The 19061-nt window shown below is 69.4% G+C and carries 17 protein-coding genes; 11 read left to right on the top strand and 6 right to left on the bottom strand.

Going from position 1 to position 19061, the window contains the following annotated elements:
• Window positions 1-25: 25 nt before the first annotated feature.
• Window positions 26-1699 carry an AMP-binding protein gene (locus OG303_RS12645; protein ID WP_405867903.1) on the top strand — a complete coding sequence of 558 codons (1674 nt, stop codon included), beginning with the start codon at window positions 26-28 and terminating at the stop codon, window positions 1697-1699.
• Entirely contained in the window at window positions 1696-3288 is a 1593-nt protein-coding gene (locus OG303_RS12640; protein WP_405867901.1) for an AMP-binding protein, read from the top strand. Before OG303_RS12645 ends, OG303_RS12640 begins: the two co-directional genes overlap by 4 nt.
• 28 nt (window positions 3289-3316) lie before the next feature.
• Here OG303_RS12640 and OG303_RS12635 read toward each other — a convergent pair whose 3' ends face one another.
• Complete coding sequence (locus OG303_RS12635; protein WP_405867899.1) at window positions 3317-4009, bottom strand: hypothetical protein; 693 nt, start codon at window positions 4007-4009, stop codon at window positions 3317-3319.
• A gap of 205 nt (window positions 4010-4214) precedes the next feature.
• Between OG303_RS12635 and gcl the strand changes: the two genes are divergently transcribed.
• Window positions 4215-5999, top strand: coding sequence for a glyoxylate carboligase (gcl, locus tag OG303_RS12630; RefSeq protein ID WP_405867898.1), 1785 nt, complete (start codon window positions 4215-4217; stop codon window positions 5997-5999).
• Between the two features lie 204 nt (window positions 6000-6203).
• Here the strand turns inward: gcl and OG303_RS12625 are convergent, their stop codons facing one another.
• The 4 genes from OG303_RS12625 to OG303_RS12610 form a co-directional block, all read right to left on the bottom strand.
• Window positions 6204-6443 (bottom strand): hypothetical protein, encoded by a 240-nt coding sequence (locus OG303_RS12625; protein WP_405867896.1) that lies wholly within the window; start codon window positions 6441-6443, stop codon window positions 6204-6206.
• A gap of 383 nt (window positions 6444-6826) precedes the next feature.
• Complete coding sequence (locus tag OG303_RS12620) at window positions 6827-8284, bottom strand: catalase (RefSeq protein WP_405867894.1); 1458 nt, start codon at window positions 8282-8284, stop codon at window positions 6827-6829.
• A 181-nt stretch (window positions 8285-8465) separates the two neighbouring features.
• Window positions 8466-9359, bottom strand: coding sequence for a 2-hydroxy-3-oxopropionate reductase (locus OG303_RS12615; RefSeq protein ID WP_405867892.1), 894 nt, complete (start codon window positions 9357-9359; stop codon window positions 8466-8468).
• A gap of 66 nt (window positions 9360-9425) precedes the next feature.
• Complete coding sequence (locus tag OG303_RS12610; protein WP_405867891.1) at window positions 9426-10283, bottom strand: TIM barrel protein; 858 nt, start codon at window positions 10281-10283, stop codon at window positions 9426-9428.
• A gap of 113 nt (window positions 10284-10396) precedes the next feature.
• Between OG303_RS12610 and polX the strand changes: the two genes are divergently transcribed.
• From polX to OG303_RS12570, 8 genes are all read left to right on the top strand, one after another.
• Window positions 10397-12154, top strand: a complete 1758-nt coding sequence (polX, locus tag OG303_RS12605) for a DNA polymerase/3'-5' exonuclease PolX (RefSeq protein WP_405867890.1) — start codon at window positions 10397-10399, stop codon at window positions 12152-12154.
• A 224-nt stretch (window positions 12155-12378) separates the two neighbouring features.
• Window positions 12379-12639, top strand: coding sequence for a thiamine-binding protein (locus tag OG303_RS12600; protein WP_405867888.1), 261 nt, complete (start codon window positions 12379-12381; stop codon window positions 12637-12639).
• The gene (locus OG303_RS12595; protein ID WP_405867886.1) at window positions 12636-13004 is read left to right on the top strand and encodes a helix-turn-helix domain-containing protein; all 369 of its coding nucleotides are present in this window, start codon (window positions 12636-12638) and stop codon (window positions 13002-13004) included. Before OG303_RS12600 ends, OG303_RS12595 begins: the two co-directional genes overlap by 4 nt.
• A gap of 151 nt (window positions 13005-13155) precedes the next feature.
• On the top strand, window positions 13156-13665 hold the full coding sequence (gene uraD / locus OG303_RS12590) for a 2-oxo-4-hydroxy-4-carboxy-5-ureidoimidazoline decarboxylase (protein WP_405867884.1): 510 nt from the start codon (window positions 13156-13158) through the stop codon (window positions 13663-13665).
• A 4-nt stretch (window positions 13666-13669) separates the two neighbouring features.
• Complete coding sequence (gene uraH, locus OG303_RS12585; RefSeq protein WP_405867882.1) at window positions 13670-14059, top strand: hydroxyisourate hydrolase; 390 nt, start codon at window positions 13670-13672, stop codon at window positions 14057-14059.
• A 5-nt stretch (window positions 14060-14064) separates the two neighbouring features.
• Complete coding sequence (gene pucL, locus OG303_RS12580; protein ID WP_405867881.1) at window positions 14065-14988, top strand: factor-independent urate hydroxylase; 924 nt, start codon at window positions 14065-14067, stop codon at window positions 14986-14988.
• Window positions 14989-15101: 113 nt separating this feature from the next.
• Window positions 15102-16478, top strand: a complete 1377-nt coding sequence (locus OG303_RS12575; protein WP_405867879.1) for an 8-oxoguanine deaminase — start codon at window positions 15102-15104, stop codon at window positions 16476-16478.
• A 237-nt stretch (window positions 16479-16715) separates the two neighbouring features.
• On the top strand, window positions 16716-18104 hold the full coding sequence (locus tag OG303_RS12570; RefSeq protein WP_405867877.1) for a nucleobase:cation symporter-2 family protein: 1389 nt from the start codon (window positions 16716-16718) through the stop codon (window positions 18102-18104).
• Window positions 18105-18159: 55 nt separating this feature from the next.
• Here OG303_RS12570 and OG303_RS12565 read toward each other — a convergent pair whose 3' ends face one another.
• Window positions 18160-18912, bottom strand: coding sequence for a chitosanase (locus OG303_RS12565; RefSeq protein WP_405877223.1), 753 nt, complete (start codon window positions 18910-18912; stop codon window positions 18160-18162).
• Window positions 18913-19061 lie beyond the last annotated feature (149 nt).

The following is a 19061-nucleotide window of genomic DNA, read 5'->3' as shown; positions in this document are numbered from 1 at the left end:
CAAGGTCCGGTGACGAGGAGGACAGATGACGACGGCGACGGAGCTCTTCCGCAGTGCACGGGACTTCCTGCTGGAGCACCGCGAGGACTACGCGCAGGCATACGAGGGTTTCCGCTGGCCCCGGCCCGAGCGCTTCAACTGGGCGCTCGACTGGTTCGACGTCGTCGCCGACGGCAACGACCGGACCGCCCTGCACATCGTCGAGGAGGACGGCAGCGAGGTCCGCGTCTCCTTCGCGGAGATGTCCGACCGCTCCGACCGCGTGGCGAACTGGCTGCGCGACCTGGGCGTGCAGGCCGAGGAGCGGATCCTCGTCATGCTCGGCAACCAGGCCGAGCTGTGGGAGACGGCCCTCGCGGCGATGAAGCTGCGCGCCGTCGTCATCCCGGCCACCCCGCTGCTCGGACCCGCCGACCTGCGCGACCGCGTCGAGCGGGGCCGGGTCAAGCACGTGATCGTGCGGGCCGAGGACACCGCGAAGTTCGACGACGTCCCCGGCACCTACACCCGCATCTCCGTCGGCGGACTGCCCGAGGAGGGCTGGGAGCCGTACGAGGACGCGTACGCCGCCTCCGCCGAGTTCCTGCCGGACGGCCCCACGCTCGCCGACGACCCGCTGATGCTGTACTTCACCTCGGGCACCACCGCCCGGCCCAAGCTGGTCGAGCACACCCACACCTCGTATCCGATCGGCCACCTGGCGACCCTGTACTGGATCGGCCTCCAGCCCGGCGACGTGCACCTGAACATCTCCTCGCCCGGCTGGGCCAAGCACGCCTGGTCGAACCTGTTCGCCCCGTGGAACGCGGAAGCGACCGTCTTCATCCACAACTACACGCGCTTCGACGCGGCCCGCCTGATGTCCGAGATGGACCGCGCGGGAGTGACGACCTTCTGCGCCCCGCCGACCGTGTGGCGCATGCTCATCCAGGCCGACCTCACCCAACTGGGCACGCCGCCGCGGGAGGTCGTGGCCGCGGGGGAGCCCCTGAACCCCGAGGTCATCGAACAGGTCCGGCGTGCCTGGGGCGTCACCATCCGGGACGGCTTCGGGCAGACCGAGACCGCGGTCCAGGTCGCCAACAGCCCGGGGCAGGAGCTCAAGACCGGCTCGATGGGGCGGCCGAGCCCGGGATACAAGGTCGAGCTGCTCGACCCGGTGACCGGCGCGCCCGGTGCCGCCGAGGGCGAGATCGCCCTCGACCTGTCGGCGCGGCCCGTCGGCCTGATGACCGGCTACCACGGCGACCCGGACCGTACGGCGGAGGCGATGGCCGGTGGCTACTACCGCACGGGCGACGTCGCGTCGCGGGACGCGGACGGCTATCTGACGTACATCGGCCGGAGCGACGACGTCTTCAAGGCCTCCGACTACAAGATCAGCCCCTTCGAGCTGGAGAGCGCGCTGCTGGAGCACGAGGCGGTGGCCGAGGCCGCCGTCGTGCCCGCCCCCGACGCACTGCGCCTGGCCGTCCCGAAGGCGTACGTCGTCCTCGCCGAGGGCTGGCAGCCGGGCCCCGACACCGCGAAGGTCCTGTTCGAGCACTCCCGCGAGGTCCTCGCCCCCTACAAGCGCGTCCGCCGCCTGGAGTTCGGCTCCCTCCCCAAGACCGTCTCCGGCAAGATCCGCCGTATCGAGCTGCGCGAGGCGACGGCCGCGGGCTCGGACCAGGAGTACCGCGAGGAGGACTTCCGGTGACCTCTGAATCGTCGTACACGCACGGCACGAGCGGCACGACCCTGCTCGGCGACACGATCGGCGCCAACCTGGACCGGGCGGTAGCCGCCTGGCCGGACCGCGAGGCGCTCGTCGACGTACCGTCCGGACGCCGCTGGACGTACGCTCAATTCGCCGTGGACGTCGACCGGTTGGCGTCTGCGCTGCTCGCGAGCGGGGTAGCAAAGGGCGACCGGGTGGGCGTCTGGGCGATCAACTGTCCGGAGTGGGTCCTGGTCCAGTACGCCACCGCCCGCATCGGCGCGATCATGGTGAACATCAACCCGGCGTACCGCACGCACGAGGTCGAGTACGTCCTGGGCCAGGCAGGAATCTCCCTGCTGTTCGCCTCCCTGAGTCACAAGACGAGCGACTACCGGACGATGGTCGAGCAAGTGCGGGGCAAGTGCCCGCAGTTGAGGGAGACCGTCTACATCGGGGACCCGAGCTGGGAGGCGTTGCTCGGGCGAGGGGCCGCCGATGTCCCGTACGAGGAACTGTCCTGCGACGACCCCATCAACATCCAGTACACGTCGGGCACGACGGGCTTCCCCAAGGGGGCCACCCTCTCCCACCACAACATCCTCAACAACGGCTATTTCGTGGGGGAGTCGATCGCCTACAGCGAGCAGGACCGGGTCTGCATCCCGGTGCCCTTCTACCACTGCTTCGGCATGGTGATGGGCAACCTCGCCGCCACCTCGCACGGCGCGTGCATGGTGATCCCGGCCCCGTCCTTCGACGCGAAGGCCACCCTGGAGGCCGTCCAACAGGAGCGCTGCACCTCGCTGTACGGCGTCCCGACCATGTTCATCGCGGAGCTGAACCTCGCCGACTTCGCCACCTACGACCTGTCCTCCCTGCGCACCGGCATCATGGCGGGCTCGCCCTGCCCGGTCGAGGTGATGAAGCGGGTGGTCGCCGAGATGCACATGGAGGAGGTCTCCATCTGCTACGGCATGACCGAGACGTCGCCGGTCTCCCTCCAGACCCGCAGGGACGACGACCTGGAGCACCGGACCGGAACGGTCGGGCGCGTTCTGCCGCACATCGAGGTGAAGGTCGTCGATCCGGCGACCGGCGTGACCCAACCGCGGGGCGCCGCAGGGGAGTTGTGCACCCGCGGCTACAGCGTGATGCTCGGCTACTGGAACGAGCCCGAGAAGACCGCCGAGGCAGTCGACCCCGGCCGCTGGATGCACACCGGGGACCTGGCCCTGATGCGCGAGGACGGGTACGTCGAGATCGTCGGCCGCATCAAGGACATGATCATCCGGGGCGGCGAGAACATCTACCCGCGCGAGATCGAGGAGTTCCTCTACGGCCACCCGAAGATCAGGGACGTCCAGGTCGTGGGCGTACCGCACGAGCGCTACGGCGAGGAGGTCCTCGCCTGTGTCATCCCCGGCGACCCGGCCGACCCGCCGACGCTGGAGGACGTGCGCGCCTTCTGCGCGGGGAGGCTGGCCCACTACAAGGTGCCGAGCAGGCTGCAGATCCTGGAGGCCTTCCCCATGACGGTGTCCGGGAAGGTGCGCAAGATCGAACTGCGGGAGAAGTACGGCGTCTGAGGGCGACCGTGCGTGACGCCACCGGGGTTCAGACGCCGGTGGCGTCCAGTTCGTCCGCCAGGCGGTTGACCGGCTGCGGGGTGCCCGTGAGGTCGAGGACGAACAGGGGCATGCCGAGGGTGTCCGCGCGGGTGCGGGCGTCGGTGGCGTAGCCCGCGAGGGAGAAGTAGACACAGGCCGACGACTCCGTCATGGCCGTCAGCCACAGGCACTCCACGTCCCGCAGCGAGGCCGGGCGCACGGTCGGGTCGACCTGGGCCAGCAGGCCGCGGGCTGCGATGCCGATGCCGGACGGGGGCCGCTGGTCGGCCCGTCGGATGTCCCGGTAGCCGAGCCAGCGCAGATAGAGGGCGGCGGCCGTCACCGCGTCCCGGGCGGTGCGGATGGTGACGGGCTGGAAGGGCGGGCGACGTCTCGGCGGGGCCTGGGCGACCTTGGTGCCCCCCGCCGCCGCGGCGGTCTGCCCGGCCACCGCTATCCGCAGCACCGTCCCGCACGGGCAGCCCAGCTCCGGGTGCGGCCACTGGTCCCGGCGGCCGCAGGAGCCGCACCGCAGGGTGACCCAGTCCTCCGCCCAGGCCCGATGGGTGACGGCCGTCGCCGTCCCGTGCCGGTCGAGCGGCGGCGCGACGGGCGCCCCGCAGGTGCACGGATACGACGGCGCCGCGTAGAGGTGCTCGCGCCGGCAGGCCGGACAGCGCACCGAGACGCTCTCGGACATGGCTCACATCGTCCCCCAGCCGCCCCCCGCTTGTCCGTCTCTTGACGGCCTTCCTCCACCCACTTACATTGCTTCCAGATAGTAGAAAACAGTTTCCGCAATACGGAAGTATTCGAGGCGGAGACAGTCAGGGAAGTCGACACGGAAGAGCTCACCGCGGGGCGCGACGGGAGTGCGAATCCGACAGCCGAAGCAGGAGTACTCGATGGCACGTATGACCGCTGCCCGCGCGGCAGTTGAGATCCTCAAGCGCGAGGGCGTCACCAACGCGTTCGGTGTGCCCGGCGCGGCGATCAACCCCTTCTACGCGGCGCTCAAGGCCTCCGGCGGCATCAACCACACCCTCGCCCGCCATGTCGAGGGCGCCTCGCACATGGCCGAGGGCTACACCCGTACCCACCCGGGCAACATCGGTGTCTGCATCGGCACCTCCGGTCCCGCCGGCACCGACATGATCACCGGGCTGTACTCCGCCACCGGTGACTCCATCCCGATCCTGTGCATCACGGGCCAGGCCCCGACCGCCGTGATCCACAAAGAGGACTTCCAGGCCGTCGACATCGCCTCGATCGCCAAGCCGGTCGCGAAGATGGCGATCACCGTGCTGGAGGCCGCCCAGGTTCCCGGCGTCTTCCAGCAGGCCTTCCACCTCATGCGCTCCGCCCGGCCCGGCCCGGTCCTCATCGACCTGCCGATCGACGTCCAGCTCACCGAGATCGAGTTCGACCCGGAGACGTACGAGCCCCTGCCGGTCTACAAGCCGGCCGCGACCCGCGCCCAGATCGAGAAGGCGATCGCGCTCCTGGTCGAGTCCGAGCGCCCACTGATCGTCGCCGGCGGCGGTGTCATCAACGCCGACGCGGCCGAACTCCTCGTCGAGTTCGCCGAGTTGACCGGCACTCCGGTGGTCCCGACCCTCATGGGCTGGGGCATCCTGCCCGACGACCACGAGCTGAACGCCGGCATGGTCGGCCTGCAGACCTCGCACCGCTACGGCAACGCGACCTTCCTGGAGTCCGACTTCGTCCTCGGCATCGGCAACCGCTGGGCCAACCGTCACACCGGCAAGCTCGACGTCTACACGGCCGGCCGGAAGTTCGTCCACGTCGACATCGAGCCGACCCAGATCGGCAAGATCTTCGCGCCCGACTACGGCATCGCGTCGGACGCCAAGGCCGCGCTGGAGCTCTTCGTCGAGGTGGCAAGGGAGTTGAAGGCTCAGGGCAGGCTGCCCGACCGCTCGGCGTGGGCGGCCTCGGCGCAGGAGAGGAAGGCGACGCTCCAGCGCCGTACCCACTTCGACGACATCCCGATCAAGCCGCAGCGCGTCTACGAGGAGATGAACAAGGCCTTCGGCCCGGAGACCCGGTACGTCTCCACCATCGGCCTCTCGCAGATCGCCGGCGCCCAGATGCTGCACGTCTACCGGCCGCGCCACTGGATCAACTGCGGCCAGGCGGGCCCCCTCGGCTGGACGATCCCGGCCGCGCTGGGCGTCGCGAAGGCCGATCCGCAGGCGCAGGTGGTCGCCCTCTCCGGCGACTACGACTTCCAGTTCATGATCGAGGAACTGGCCGTCGGGGCGCAGCACAGGATCCCGTACGTCCACGTCCTGGTGAACAACTCCTACCTCGGCCTGATCCGCCAGGCGCAGCGGGCGTTCGACATCGACTTCCAGGTCAACCTGGAGTTCGAGAACATCAACTCGCCGGAACTGGGCGTCTACGGCGTCGACCACGTCAAGGTCGCCGAGGGCCTCGGCTGCAAGGCGATCCGGGTGACCGACCCGGCCGAACTGGGCGCGGCCTTCGAGCAGGCCAAGAAGCTCGCGCAGGAGTACCAGGTCCCGGTGGTGGTCGAGGCGATCCTGGAGCGCGTCACGAACATCTCCATGTCGACCACCAACGACATCGGCAACGTCGTCGAGTTCGAGGAGATCGCGACCGAGCCGGGCCACGCCCCGACCTCGATCAGGACGCTGAAGGTCTGAGGCACTACCGCCCACGCAAGAGCGGCTCACCCCACTGGGGTGAGCCGCTCTCTTGGTGCGTGAGGCCCGCCGCCCCCGTGTCGGCGGGCCCCGCGTGAGGTGAATGTGCCCACGTGCGGGGACGGTTGAAGCCTCTTGAACCATATTCAGAGCTGGATTTGAGGATTGCGTAGACGTTCTACGTCCCCAGGGGTACGCGCGTAGTCAGGTCTCCCCGTGATGCTCGGACAGCCCCGGCCAGTCGTCCGGCCCGCCGCCCTGCCACTCGATGAGGCCGCTTTCCCCGACGTCGGTGACGTACAGGTCGGCCAGCCGCAGGATCTCGCCCACGTCGTCCACGTGCGTGGCGATGCCCAGCGTCCGGTCGCCCTCGGTGACCCGCCGGGAGCCGTCCAGGGCCGGCGAGTGCACCACGATGTGCGGATGCTCCGTTGGATGTGCCATGCCTTCAGCGTCCTGCGGGCGGCGCCGATCCGCACCCCCACGAACGCCGAGCGGCGCCGGATGCGGGACCGTCCGCATCCGGCGCCGCTCGGCCGGTGAGATGTTCGGTTGTGGCCGTCCGGCGGTGCGAGGCTGGGCGCGACAGAACATTCGCGCCGCCGGACGGAGTCTGCGGATCCTGCGTGTTCTTTCCAGGAGGTGTGGCTCGGACCGCGGCGGATGCGACGGAACCGCGGCGCTCCTTCCCTCAGGTCGAAGAAGGAGAGCCCGGACCTTCACCACCGCACTGGCTCGCACGCCGCCGCGGTCCTCGGCCTGCCCGCGCCCTGCCGACCGGCCACCCCTCATCCGGGCCGATCGGCTGACGCGGGCCGCCTGTGGGGTCAGTCCTCGCGCAGGGCGCGGACCGCCTCCTCCACGCGCCGGCCGTACTCCGGGTCGGCGGCGTGGAAGTGGGCCAGGTTCTTCTCGATCACGTCGTCGCGGGAGACCTGCGAGAGGCCGCCGGCGATGTTGGCGATCAGGCGGGACCTCTCCTCGGCCGACATCAGGCGGTACAGCTCACCGGCCTGGAAGAAGTCGTCGTCCTTGGTGTGGAGGGGGGCCTCGTGGGTGCCGGTCCAGCCGCTGATCGCCAGCGGGGCCGACAGGGAGCGGCCGGTCTCCGCCGGGCCGTCGTACGAGTTCGGCTCGTAGTTCTTCGCCGCGCGGCCCTGGGAGTTGGACGCCATGAAACCGTCGCGGCCGTAGTTCTGCGCGGTCGTCGCCCTCGGGGCGTTCACCGCGAGCAGGGTGTGGTTGACGCCCAGGCGGTAACGGTGCGCGTCCGCGTAGGCGAACAGCCGGCCCTGGAGCATCTTGTCCGGCGACGGGCCGATGCCGGGCACGAAGTTGTTCGGGGAGAACGCGGCCTGCTCGACCTCGGCGAAGACGTTGTCCGGGTTGCGGTCGAGGACCAGGCGGCCCACGCGCTGCAGCGGGAAGTCCTTGTGCGGCCACACCTTGGTGAGATCGAACGGGTTGAAGCGGTAGTCCGCCGCCTCGGCCGCCGGCATGACCTGCACGTACAGCGTCCAGGACGGGTTCACGCCCCGCTCGATCGCCTGGAGCAGGTCCGTCTGGTGCGAGCCCGGGTCCTTGCCCGCGATCCCGGCGGCCTGCTCGGAGGACAGGCTGCGAACGCCCTGGTTGGTCTTGAAGTGGTACTTGACGAAGAAGGCCTCGCCCTCGGCGTTCGTCCACTGGTAGGTGTGCGAGCCGTAGCCGTTCATGTGGCGGTACGACGCCGGGATGCCCCGGTCGCCCATCAGCCAGGTCACCTGGTGCGTGGCCTCGGGGGCGTGCGCCCAGAAGTCCCAGACGTTGTCCGGTTCCTGGCGGCCTGTGAAGGGGTCGCGCTTCTGCGAGTGGATGAAGTCCGGGAACTTGATCGGGTCCTTGATGAAGAACACCGGGGTGTTGTTCCCGACGAGGTCGTAATTGCCGTCCTCCGTATAGAACTTGACCGCGAAGCCGCGCGGGTCGCGCACCGCGTCCGCACCGCCCAGCGAGTCCGCCACGGTCGAGAAGCGCAGGAACACCTCGGTGCGCCGGCCGACCGTGCTCAGGAAGTCGGCATACGTGAACGGCGTGACGTCGTCGGTCACTTCGAAGTAGCCGTACGCACCCGAGCCGCGGGCGTGCACCACGCGCTCCGGGATGCGCTCGCGGTTGAAGCGCGCCAGCTTCTCCAGGAGGTGCTGGTCCTGGAGGAGGAGCGGGCCGCCGAGGCCGGCGGAGGCGGAGTTCTGGTTGTCGGCGATCGGGGCGCCGGACTCGGTCGTGAGCACGCGCTTCGACATCGTGGACCTTCCGTGCGGGTGTCAGCGGAAAACTGTTTCCGCTTTGTGGAGCTTAGAAGTGGGCCGATCGAGACGTCAACAGTTTGTTGAACTCGATCGACGGTTCGGTGAAGTGATTCCGGGCCGCGGCGCCGCCTGGGCGCGACAGGACAGATGTCAGCGGCGCCGCGGCCCGGAGGTCTCAGAGCTGAGCGCCCGAGAGGCGCTCGACCGCCCGCAGCAGGGCCGAGTGGTCCAGGCCGCCGTCGCCCTGCGCACGCAGGCTGGCGACCAGCTGGGCGACCACGGCGCCGACGGGCAGGGCGGCGCCGACGTTGCGGGCGGCGTCGGTGACGATGCCCATGTCCTTGTGGTGCAGGTCGATCCGGAAGCCCGGCTTGAAGTCGCGGCTGAGGAAGTTGTCCTTCTTCCGCGTCAGCACGGTCGAGCCGGCCAGCCCGCCGTTGAGGACGTCGAGGGCCGCCTTCAGGTCCACGCCCGACTTCTCCAGGAAGACCACGGCCTCGGCGCACGCCTGGATGTTCACGGCCACGATCAGCTGGTTGGCGGCCTTCACGGTCTGACCCGAGCCGTGCGGACCGCACAGCACGATGGTCTTGCCGAGCGCCTCGAAGATCGGCTTCGCGATGTCGAAGTCGGCCTGCTCGCCGCCGACCATGATGGACAGCACGGCCTCGACCGCGCCGGCCTCGCCGCCGGACACCGGCGCGTCCAGCACGCGAACGCCCTTGTCCGCGGCGGCCTTCGCCAGGTCGACCGAGGTCTGCGGCGTGATGGACGACATGTCGATCAGCAGCGCGCCGGAGCGCGCGTTCTCCAGGATGCCGTCGGGGCCGTACGCGATCGCCTCGACCTGCGGTGACGCGGGCACCATCGTGACGATCACGTCGGCGTCCCGGACGGCCTCGGCGATGGACCCGGCCACGCTGCCGCCGGCGGCAGCCAGGCGGTCCAGCTTGTCCTGCTCCAGGGTGAAGCCGGTGACGTCGTAACCCGCCTTGATCAGGTTCTCGGACATGGGGGAGCCCATGATGCCGAGGCCTATCCAGGCGATCTTGGGGAGGGCGTTGCTCATCGGGGTACCTCTCTGACTGCTTTGCTACGTCTACGAGTTGGCGCCCGCGTCGGGGCGCCCTGCGGCTCAGCGGGCGGCGCGGTGCTCCACCGGCAGCCAGCCGAAGGCCTCGGCGCTCGGGCGGTCGCCCGGCTTGTACTCCAGGCCGACCCAGCCCTCGTAACCCGCCTTCTTCAGCTGGTCGAGGAGGTCCGCGAGGGGGAGCGAGCCGGTGCCCGGCGCGCCGCGGCCCGGGTTGTCGGCGATCTGTACATGGCCGGTCCTGGCCGCGAACCGCTCGATCACCGACGGCAGGTCCTCGCCGTTCATGGACAGGTGGTAGAGGTCCATGAGGAACTTCGCGTTGCCGAGCCCGGTCGCCTCGTTGACCTTGTCGACGATGTCGACGCCGGCCGGGGCGCTCACCAGCGGGTACAGCGGCGATTCCGGCTTGTTGAGCGTCTCGATCAGCAGGATCGCGCCGATCCGGTCGGCGGCCCGGGCCGCGAGGACCAGGTTCTCCAGGGCGAGCGCGTCCTGCTCGGCCGGGTCGACGCCCTCGACGCGGTTGCCGTACAGCGCGTTGAGCGCCTTGCAGCCCAGGGAGGCGGCGAAGTCCGCGACCACGTCGATGTTGGCGCGGAACCTCTCCGACTCCGCGCCGGGGATCGACAGGGCGCCGCGGTCCGGGCCCGGCAGCTGACCGGCGTAGAAGTTCAGGCCCGTGAGCCGGACGCCCGCGTCCTCGATCGCCTGCTTCAGGGCGTCGAGCTCGGACTGCTCGGGGGTGGGGGAGTCGACCCAGGGCCACCACAGCTCGACCGCGGTGAAGCCTGCCGCGGCGGCGGCCGCGGGGCGCTCCAGGAGCGGGAGTTCCGTGAAGAGGATCGACAGGTTGACGTTGAAGCGCTGGTCTGCGGCTGTGCCCGTTTCAAAGCCTGGCATCTGGGTCGGCGCTCCCTTCCGTGCGACTCGATGTATTCCGTATAGTGGAAGTTGATTTCTGCTTAACGGAAGAGTGCCTGTGGTCGGGGAGGGCTGTCAAGTACCCTGAAGGGGTGGCCCGGCCCAACGACGAGGTCGCCGCGCTGCTCCAGGAGTACGCGGACCTGATCTCGATCACCGGAGGAGACGCGTTCAGGGCGCGTGTCTACGAGAAGGCCGCCCGGGCGGTCGGCGGCCACCACGCCGACGTCTCCACGCTCGACCTCAAGGGCCTCCAACAGATCCCGAACGTAGGGAAGTCGATCGCCCAGAAGGTCCTCGAGTACTTCGACAGCGGCAGCGTGTCCGCCGTCGAGGAACTGCGGGCGAAGATTCCCGCCGGAGTCCGCCGGCTGACGGCCATCCCCACGCTCGGCCCGAAGAAGGCGCTGACGGTGTACGAGGAGCTGGGCATCTCCTCCGTCGACGAACTGGCCGACGCCATCCGCCACGAGCGGCTGCGCGACCTGAAGGGCTTCGGGCCCAGGACCGAGGAGAACATCCTCCACGGCATCGAACTCCTGCAGTCCGCCGGGAACCGCGTCCAGCTCGACGTCGCCATGGACCTGGCGGAGGACATCGTCGGCCGGCTGTCCCGGGTCACGGGCTGCCTGCGGTGCGCGTACGCCGGATCGCTGCGCCGGGTGCGGGAGACGATCGGTGACATCGACATCCTCGCCGCGGCGAGGAAGTCGGCGCCGATCATGCGGGCGTTCACCGAGCTGCCGTACGTCACGGAGGTGATCGGGCAGGGCGGGAAGAAGACGTCCGTACGCACCAGCAAGGGCCTCAACGTCGATCTGCGCGTCGTACCGCCGGACTCCTGGGGCGCGGCACTGCAGTACTTCACCGGCTCCAAGGCGCACAACATCCGCACCCGGGAGCGGGCCGTGCATCAGAAGCTGAAGCTCTCCGAGTACGGGCTCTTCGACGTCGAGAGCGGCGAGAAGATCGTCTCCGAGACCGAGGAGGAGGTGTACGCCCGCCTCGGCCTCCCGTGGATCCCGCCGACGCTGCGCGAGGACCGCGGCGAGATAGAGGCCGGGCTGCGCGACGAGCTGCCCGACCTGGTGACGGAGGCGGACCTCCGCGGCGACCTGCACACCCACACCGACCTCACCGACGGGCTCGCCCCGCTGGAGGAGATGGCCGAGGCCGCCGCGGGGCTGGGCTACGCCTACTACGCGATCACCGACCACGGCCCGGACATGGCCATGCAGCGCATGACCGACGAGCGGATGCTGGCCCAGCGTGCGCGCGTGCGCGAACTCGACGGCAGGTACGCCACCCGGGGCGCCCGCGGCGGCCTGCGCCTGCTGCACGGCGCGGAGTTGAACATCGCCCCGGACGGCGAGGTCGACTGGCCCGCCGAGTTCCTCGCCGGCTTCGACCTCTGCGTGGCCTCCGTGCACTCGCACTTCAACCAGGGGCCCGACGCGCTGACCCGGCGGATCGTGCGGGCCTGCGAGAACCCGTACGTCAACATCATCGGCCACCCCACCACCCGCCTCATCGGCAAGCGGCCCGGCATCGACGCCGACCTCGACGCGATCTTCGCCGCCTGCGCCCGCACCGGTACGGCCCTGGAGATCAACGCCCACCCGGACCGCCTCGACCTCCGCGACGAGGACATCCTCCGGGCGAGACGGCACGGGGTCGGCTTCGCCATCAACAGCGACGCCCACGCAGTCCCCCACCTGACCAACATGCGCTACGGCATCGGCACGGCCCAACGCGGCTGGCTCACCAAGGAGGACGTGATCAACACCTGGCCCGAGCGGCGGTTGCGGGGCTTTTTGCGGAAAGGGCGCCCATCGGCCGGCGGGCCGTGACGCCGTACTCGGGCCGCTTGGTCACGAGCAGGGCCGGGGGGTCCTCGGGTCGGTTAGGGTCGCCTCGTGGTGGACGTACCGGCCATGGCGCAGTGCAATTGATCGACCTGCGGTGCATCGCGACTGTGGAGCAGTCGGTGGATGCACCCCCGTTGTGCCCTGATATGCCCTCGCGATGGGTGATCCAGGTAAAAGCGCAGGTCAGAAAGGTGTTTGGGGGCACAATGCGATTGAGAGTGGAGTTCACGACCGAGCCTTTCGACCTTGACGAGGCACCCGCGCACGCGGTGGTCGCCCGCCAGGTCGTCGAGGCGGCCGAACTCGATGCGGTGGACGTCGGCCCGTTCGGCAACACGGTCGAGGGCGGCGCCGACGCCGTGCTCAGCGCCGTGGACACCCTGCTGCGCAAGACGCTGGAGGCCGGTGCCACCCGGGTCTCGCTGCAGCTCAACGTCGTCGACGCGGCCGGGGAGGGCGACGCGTGACCGGCACCGGGGACGAGCCGTTCATCACGGCCGTGAAGCCGCTGGTCGACGCCATGGGCGGCGAGATGCTCCCGCCCGACGAGGCCGGCCCCGACGACGTCGTGCTCTCCTGGGAGGGTGTCGACGCGGTCGCCGTACGCCTGCCCCAGCTCGCCGACTCCCTCGACCACATCCTGGCCGCGATGGAGCGCAAGCAGGGCAAGCCCCTCGCCGAGTTGGACCGCAAGGCCAAGCAGGAGGTCGTACGGATACTCGAGGCGCGCGGCGCCTTCTCCGTACGGCACGGCGTGGAGACCGTCGCGGGCGCGCTCGGCGTCAGCCGGTTCACCGTCTACAACTACCTCAACCGCGAGAAAGAGGCCTGAGCGCCGGGACGTGGACGGCGCGAGGAAGCGACCCGGGGCCGGGTTTCGTCACCGCGAATTTTCAACAAAGTGTTGACGGCGTGTTGCCGGAAGGCGTTAGCTGTCCGCAGCCCGTTCAGCACGATGGCCCTTCGCGGCCACGGAGGCACCCGTGACGACTTCCACGCCCCCGGGCCTGGCCCGGTTCAACGTACTGGAGGAGTTCGCGGCCTTCGCCGCCCTCCGCGAGGCGTGTGCCTCCACGGCATGGGCGAAGCGGCTGCTCGCCGCCCGCCCGTACGCCACCACCGAGGACCTCTTCACCGCCAGTGACGCGGCGATGGCCGAGCTGGGCACCGCGGACCTGGCGGAAGCCATGGCCGGGCACCCGCCGATCGGCCGCCCCAAGCCGGGGGATCCCACCTCGGCCCGGGAGCAGCGCGGTATGGCCGGCGCCTCCGAGGAACTCAAGGAGGAGATGCTCGAACTGAACCTGGCCTACCAGGACAGGTTCGGCCATGTCTTCCTCATCTGCGCCACCGGCAGGACCGGCGAGCAGATGCGGGACGCGGTCAAGGAACGGATCGGCAACTCGCCGGAGCAGGAGCGCGAGATCGTCCGCGCCGAGCTGGGCAAGATCAACCGCATCCGACTGGCCCGACTCGTCGAAGAGGAAGCCTGACACCATGAGCACCAGCACCACCGCTTCCGTGTCCACACACATCCTGGACACCTCCGTCGGCCGCCCTGCCGAGGGTGTCGCCGTTCAGCTCGCGGCCCGCGGTGGCCGTGACGCCGAATGGCAGGCGCTCGGCGGTTCCGCGACCGACGCGGACGGGCGGTGCAAGGACCTGCCGGCCCTGCCGGAAGGCACCACACACGTACGGCTCGACTTCGCGGTCGAACCGTACTTCGAGAAGAAGCAAGCCGATGCGCAGCAGGATGCCCCCGCGAATCGGGACAGCGGTGCGTTCTTCCCAGAGGTAGCGATCACCTTCGCCGTCAGGCCCGGTGAGCACTACCACGTACCGCTGCTGCTCAACCCGTTCGGCTACTCCGTATACCGAGGGAGCTAGCAGACATGCCCACGATCCTGGGACAGAACCAGTACGGCAAGGCCGAGAACCGAGTCGTCAAGATCACGCGGGACGGCGCCACCCACCACATCAAGGACCTCAACGTCTCGGTCGCGCTCTCCGGCGACATGGACGAGGTCCACTACTCCGGCTCCAACGCCAACGTGCTGCCGACCGACACCACCAAGAACACGGTGTACGCGTTCGCCAAGGAGCACGGCATCGAGTCGGCCGAGCAGTTCGGCATCCACCTGGCCCGGCACTTCGTGACCAGCCAGGAGCCGATCAAGACCGCCCGGATCCGCATCGAGGAGTACGCCTGGGAGCGGATCGCGGCGTCCGACGCCAACTCGCAGTTCATCGGCGCGGACGAGGTCAAGCACTCCTTCGTGCGCAAGGGCCAGGAGACCCGGCTGACCCAGATCACCTACGACGGCTCGTCGTGGGAGGTCGTCTCCGGCCTCAAGGACCTGGTCGTGATGAACTCGACCAACTCCGAGTTCTGGGGCTACGTCAAGGACAAGTACACGACGCTCCCCGAGGCGTACGACCGGATCCTGGCCACCCAGGTCGCGGCCCGCTGGCGCTTCAACTGGTCCGACGACGAGCAGAAGATGCCCCACTGGGAGAAGTCCTACGAGCAGGTGAAGAAGCACATGCTGCAGGCCTTCGCCGAGACGTACTCCCTCTCGCTCCAGCAGACCCTGTACCAAATGGGTTCGCGCATCATCAACAACCGCAGCGAGATCGACGAGGTCCGTTTCTCGCTGCCGAACAAGCACCACTTCCTCGTCGACCTGGAGCCCTTCGGGCTCAAGAACGACAATGAGGTGTACTTCGCCGCCGATCGCCCCTACGGCCTGATCGAGGCGACCATCCTGCGGGACGGCTGCGAGCCGAAGATCCCGGTGGACCTCACCAACCTCTGATCAACTCTCTTTGCGGCACCCGTGGCCGGAGATTCCCCCTCCGGCCACGGCACTCAAATTCCCCGGGTCCTGCCGTGCCCTCTGCGAACAGTCCAGAGCGAAAAGGACGCATCATGGCAGCAGCTCAGCGCACCGTCATCGAGAACTGTTCGATCGCCACGGTCGACGCGAACGACACCGAGTACGGACACGGGTACGTCGTCGTCGCCGGCAACCGCATCGAGGCGCTCGGCGCGGGCAGGGCCCCCGAAGGCCTGGAGAACGTCGTACGCCGTCTCGACGCCTCCGGCCACCTGGTGACTCCCGGCCTGGTCAACACCCACCACCACTTCTACCAGTGGATCACCCGGGGCCTGGCCACCGACCACAACCTCTTCAACTGGCTTGTCGCGCTGTACCCGACCTGGGCGCGCATCGACGAGCCGATGGTCCACGCGGCGGCGCAGGGCTCGCTGGGCATGATGGCCCGCGGCGGCGTCACCACCGCCATGGACCACCACTACGTCTTCCCGAAGAACTCCGGCGACCTGTCCGGCTCGATCATCGGCGCCGCTCGCGAGATGGGCGTCCGCTTCACCCTCGCCCGCGGCTCCATGGACCGCAGCGAGAAGGACGGCGGCCTGCCCCCGGACTTCGCCGTCGAGACCCTGGAGGGCGCCCTCGCCGCGACCGAGGCGACCGTCAAGGAGCACCACGACGCCTCCTTCGACGCGATGACCCAGGTGGCCGTGGCTCCCTGCTCGCCGTTCTCCGTCTCCACCGAACTCCTGCGTGAGGGTGCCGAGTTGGCCCGTCGGCTCGGCGTGCGCCTGCACACCCACGGTTCGGAGACCGTCGAGGAGGAGCAGTTCTGCAAGGAGCTGTTCGGCATGGGCCCGACCGACTACTTCGAGTCCACCGGCTGGCTCGGCGAGGACGTGTGGATGGCGCACTGCGTCCACATGAACGACTCCGACATCGCCGCCTTCGCCCGTACGAAGACGGGTGTCGCCCACTGTCCTTCGTCCAACGCGCGTCTGGCGGCCGGTATCGCCCGCGTCCCCGACATGCTGGCGGCCGGCGTCCCGGTCGGCCTCGGCGTCGACGGCACCGCCTCCAACGAGTCCGGCGAACTCCACACCGAGCTGCGCAACGCCCTCCTCATCAACCGCCTCGGCGCCCACCGGGAGGCCGCCCTGAACGCCCGGCAGGCGTTGCGCCTGGGGACGTACGGCGGCGCCCAGGTCCTGGGCCGCAGCGCGGAGATCGGCTCCCTGGAGCCGGGCAAGCTCGCCGACCTGGTGCTGTGGAAGCTGGACACCCTCGCGCACGCCTCCATCGCCGACCCGGTCACCGCGCTGGTCTTCGGCGCGGCCGCCCCGGTCACGGCATCGTTCGTGAACGGCCGTCAGATCGTCGAGGACAACCGCCTGTTGCACGTCGACGAGGACGCCATCGCCCGCTCCACCCGGGACCAGGCCCAGCGCCTCGCGCGGATCGCCGCCCAGTAACTCCGTTTCGCAGTACGGCACTTGATCTCCGGCCGGGAGGGACGGCTCCCGGTCGGCAGCCATGGACCCCAACAGGGTCCATGGCGGCCGTCGCCGGGGCGTGCGTGGACGCGCGCGCCCCGGAACGGTCACTGTTCCCCGCCCCGGGAACGGCCCGTCCCGGTCCCGCACGACCACACGCTTCACCTCCCGAAACCCACGTCAGAGCCGACGTGTTAGCTGCTCGGAGGAGCCGCCGTGACTGTCGCCCGTACAGTCGACGAGACCCACCCCGTCGACGAGAAACTCCCCGCCCTCAAGATGGCGACCACCGGCCTTCAGCATGTGGCCGCCATGTACGCGGGTGTGGTCGCCCCACCCCTGATCGTCGGCGCGGCCATCGGCCTGACCGCTACCGAACTGACCTTCCTCACCGGTGCCTGCCTGTTCACCGCTGGCCTCGCCACCTTCCTGCAGACCCTCGGGATCTGGAAGATCGGCGCCCGGCTGCCCTTCGTCAACGGCGTCACCTTCGCGGGCGTCGCGCCGATGACCGCGGTCGTCGCCTCCACCAAGGACAAGTCCGACGCGCTGCCGATCATCTTCGGCGCGGTGATCGTCGCGGGCCTCCTCGGCTTCGTCGCGGCCCCCTTCTTCAGCAAGGCGGTCCGCTTCTTCCCGCCGGTGGTCACCGGCACCGTCATCACGCTGATAGGCGTCTCGCTCCTGCCGGTCGCCTTCGGCTGGGCGCAGGGCCCCGACCCGGCCGTGGACGACTACGGTTCGATGACCTACCTCGGCCTCGCGGCCGCGACGCTCGTCATCGTCCTCGTCCTGCGCCGCTTCACCCGCGGCTTCGTCAAGCAGATCGCCGTCCTGCTCGGCCTGGTGATCGGCACGCTCGTCGCGATCCCCTTCGGCGTCACGGACTTCGGCCCGGTCGCCGACGCTGACGTGATCGGCTTCCCGACCCCGTTCCACTTCGGCGCACCGCAGTTCCAGGTCGCCGCGATCCTCTCGATGATCGTGGTGATGGTGGTGTCGATGACCGAATCGACCGCGGACATGCTGGCGTTGGGCGAGATCGTCGAGCGCCCGGCGGACGAGAAAACCATCGCCGCGGGGCTGCGCGCCGACACCCTCGGCTCGGCCCTCAGCCCCCTCTTCAACGGCTTCATGTGCAGCGCGTTCGCCCAGAACATCGGCCTGGTCGCCATGACGCGGATCCGCAGCAGGTACGTCGTCGCCACCGGCGGCGGCTTCCTCGTCCTGATGGGCCTGTGCCCGATGGCCGCCTCGCTCATCGCCGTCGTACCGCGCCCGGTGCTCGGCGGCGCGGGCGTGGTCCTGTTCGGCTCGGTGGCCGCCAGCGGCATCCAGACGCTCGTCCGGGCCGGCCTCGACAAGGACAACAACGTCCTGATCGTGGCCGTCTCACTGGCCGTCGGCATCATCCCGATCACCGCACCGGACTTCTACCACGCGTTCCCACAGACGGCGAAGATCGTCCTCGACTCGGGCATCTCCACGGGCTGTGTGGCCGCGGTGGCACTCAACCTCGTCTTCAACCACCTCGGCCGGGGACGGGAGGCACAGGACGTGACCCACCCGATGGAGGCGGGCGAGGAGATCGCGGCCGTCCACTGAGCCGGCCGTCCGTGGAATCCGGGGCGCGGCACCGACCGGTGCCGCGCCCCTCGCGTCACACGATCTGGTAACTGTCCCCGTACACCTTCCACTTGAGGGGTGTGTCGAGATCGAGGTTGCCCGCGTCGAGGAACACCCGCTGGGCCGTCTCCACCCGGCTGACGTCGCTGTGCGCCGCCGCCTGCTTCATCGCCCACACGCGGGCGTCGAGGAAGGCGTGCAGATACGTCGTCTCGTCGCCGCCGTCCGCCGGGCTGTCCGCGTGCTTCAGCGCCCGCTTGCGGATGCCGCCGAAACTGAGGGCGTCCGTTCCCGGGCCGTGCATGACCATCGCGTCGTAGTAGACGAACTGGCCGAGCGTGCCGACGCCGTCCTTCATGGCGCGCTCGACGGCCGGGTCGAAGTAGACGCGGTCCCGCTCGTCGCGCTGGGCCTTGCGGAACGCGGCCGTCTTCGCCGCACTCCGCCAGGCGGCGGGGAAGCCGGGATCCAGGCCCTGGTGCGAGTCGGTGCCGTCGACCGACAGCAGGGCCGGCAGATACGCGGCCAGAACGTTGCCCGGGTCCCGCTTCGTGTAGAGCTCGAGCAGCGCCGGCATGTCGCTCGTACCGGAGCAGAAACCGATGATCCCGGCGGTGTAGCCGCGTCCGTCGCCGATGTCCTCGATGTACTTGTACTGCGCCTTCCAGTCCAGGGAGGAGTTCTCCGCGCTGCTGACCAGCCGCATCGCGATGTCCTTCTTGTCCGGGTCGTCGAGCCCGGTCCCGGCGGACGCCCCGTCCGCCGCCGTGCGTTGCAGGGTCAGCATCGCCGCGCCGAAGGCGGCGATCAGGGTGCGACGGGCGGCGGTTCTGTGGAAGATCGGCACGTCATCTCCAAGGAAGGCGCTGTCAAAGGCAGTAGAGGGTCGCGCGCCTTCTTGGGAAAGCCGTGGGGCGACGTTAGGAAGTCACTGTG

It is taken from the genome of Streptomyces sp. NBC_00005, from assembly GCF_045160215.1.
Lineage (GTDB): Bacteria > Actinomycetota > Actinomycetes > Streptomycetales > Streptomycetaceae > Streptomyces.
Note: the sequence above shows the minus strand (reverse complement) of the source record. Positions and strands in the feature narration are given on the sequence as shown.

What these genes read in the sequence shown, in the direction of transcription:
- OG303_RS12615 (WP_405867892.1), bottom strand. Translation starts at nt 9,359, where the DNA reads ATGAGCAACGCCCTCCCCAAGATCGCCTGGATAGGCCTCGGCATCATG.
- OG303_RS12575 (WP_405867879.1), top strand. Translation starts at nt 15,102, where the DNA reads ATGGCAGCAGCTCAGCGCACCGTCATCGAGAACTGTTCGATCGCCACG.
- uraH (WP_405867882.1), top strand. Translation starts at nt 13,670, where the DNA reads ATGAGCACCAGCACCACCGCTTCCGTGTCCACACACATCCTGGACACC.
- OG303_RS12645 (WP_405867903.1), top strand. Translation starts at nt 26, where the DNA reads ATGACGACGGCGACGGAGCTCTTCCGCAGTGCACGGGACTTCCTGCTG.
- OG303_RS12620 (WP_405867894.1), bottom strand. Translation starts at nt 8,284, where the DNA reads ATGTCGAAGCGCGTGCTCACGACCGAGTCCGGCGCCCCGATCGCCGAC.
- OG303_RS12635 (WP_405867899.1), bottom strand. Translation starts at nt 4,009, where the DNA reads ATGTCCGAGAGCGTCTCGGTGCGCTGTCCGGCCTGCCGGCGCGAGCAC.
- OG303_RS12625 (WP_405867896.1), bottom strand. Translation starts at nt 6,443, where the DNA reads ATGGCACATCCAACGGAGCATCCGCACATCGTGGTGCACTCGCCGGCC.
- OG303_RS12600 (WP_405867888.1), top strand. Translation starts at nt 12,379, where the DNA reads ATGCGATTGAGAGTGGAGTTCACGACCGAGCCTTTCGACCTTGACGAG.
- pucL (WP_405867881.1), top strand. Translation starts at nt 14,065, where the DNA reads ATGCCCACGATCCTGGGACAGAACCAGTACGGCAAGGCCGAGAACCGA.
- gcl (WP_405867898.1), top strand. Translation starts at nt 4,215, where the DNA reads ATGGCACGTATGACCGCTGCCCGCGCGGCAGTTGAGATCCTCAAGCGC.
- OG303_RS12610 (WP_405867891.1), bottom strand. Translation starts at nt 10,283, where the DNA reads ATGCCAGGCTTTGAAACGGGCACAGCCGCAGACCAGCGCTTCAACGTC.
- OG303_RS12565 (WP_405877223.1), bottom strand. Translation starts at nt 18,912, where the DNA reads ATGCTGACCCTGCAACGCACGGCGGCGGACGGGGCGTCCGCCGGGACC.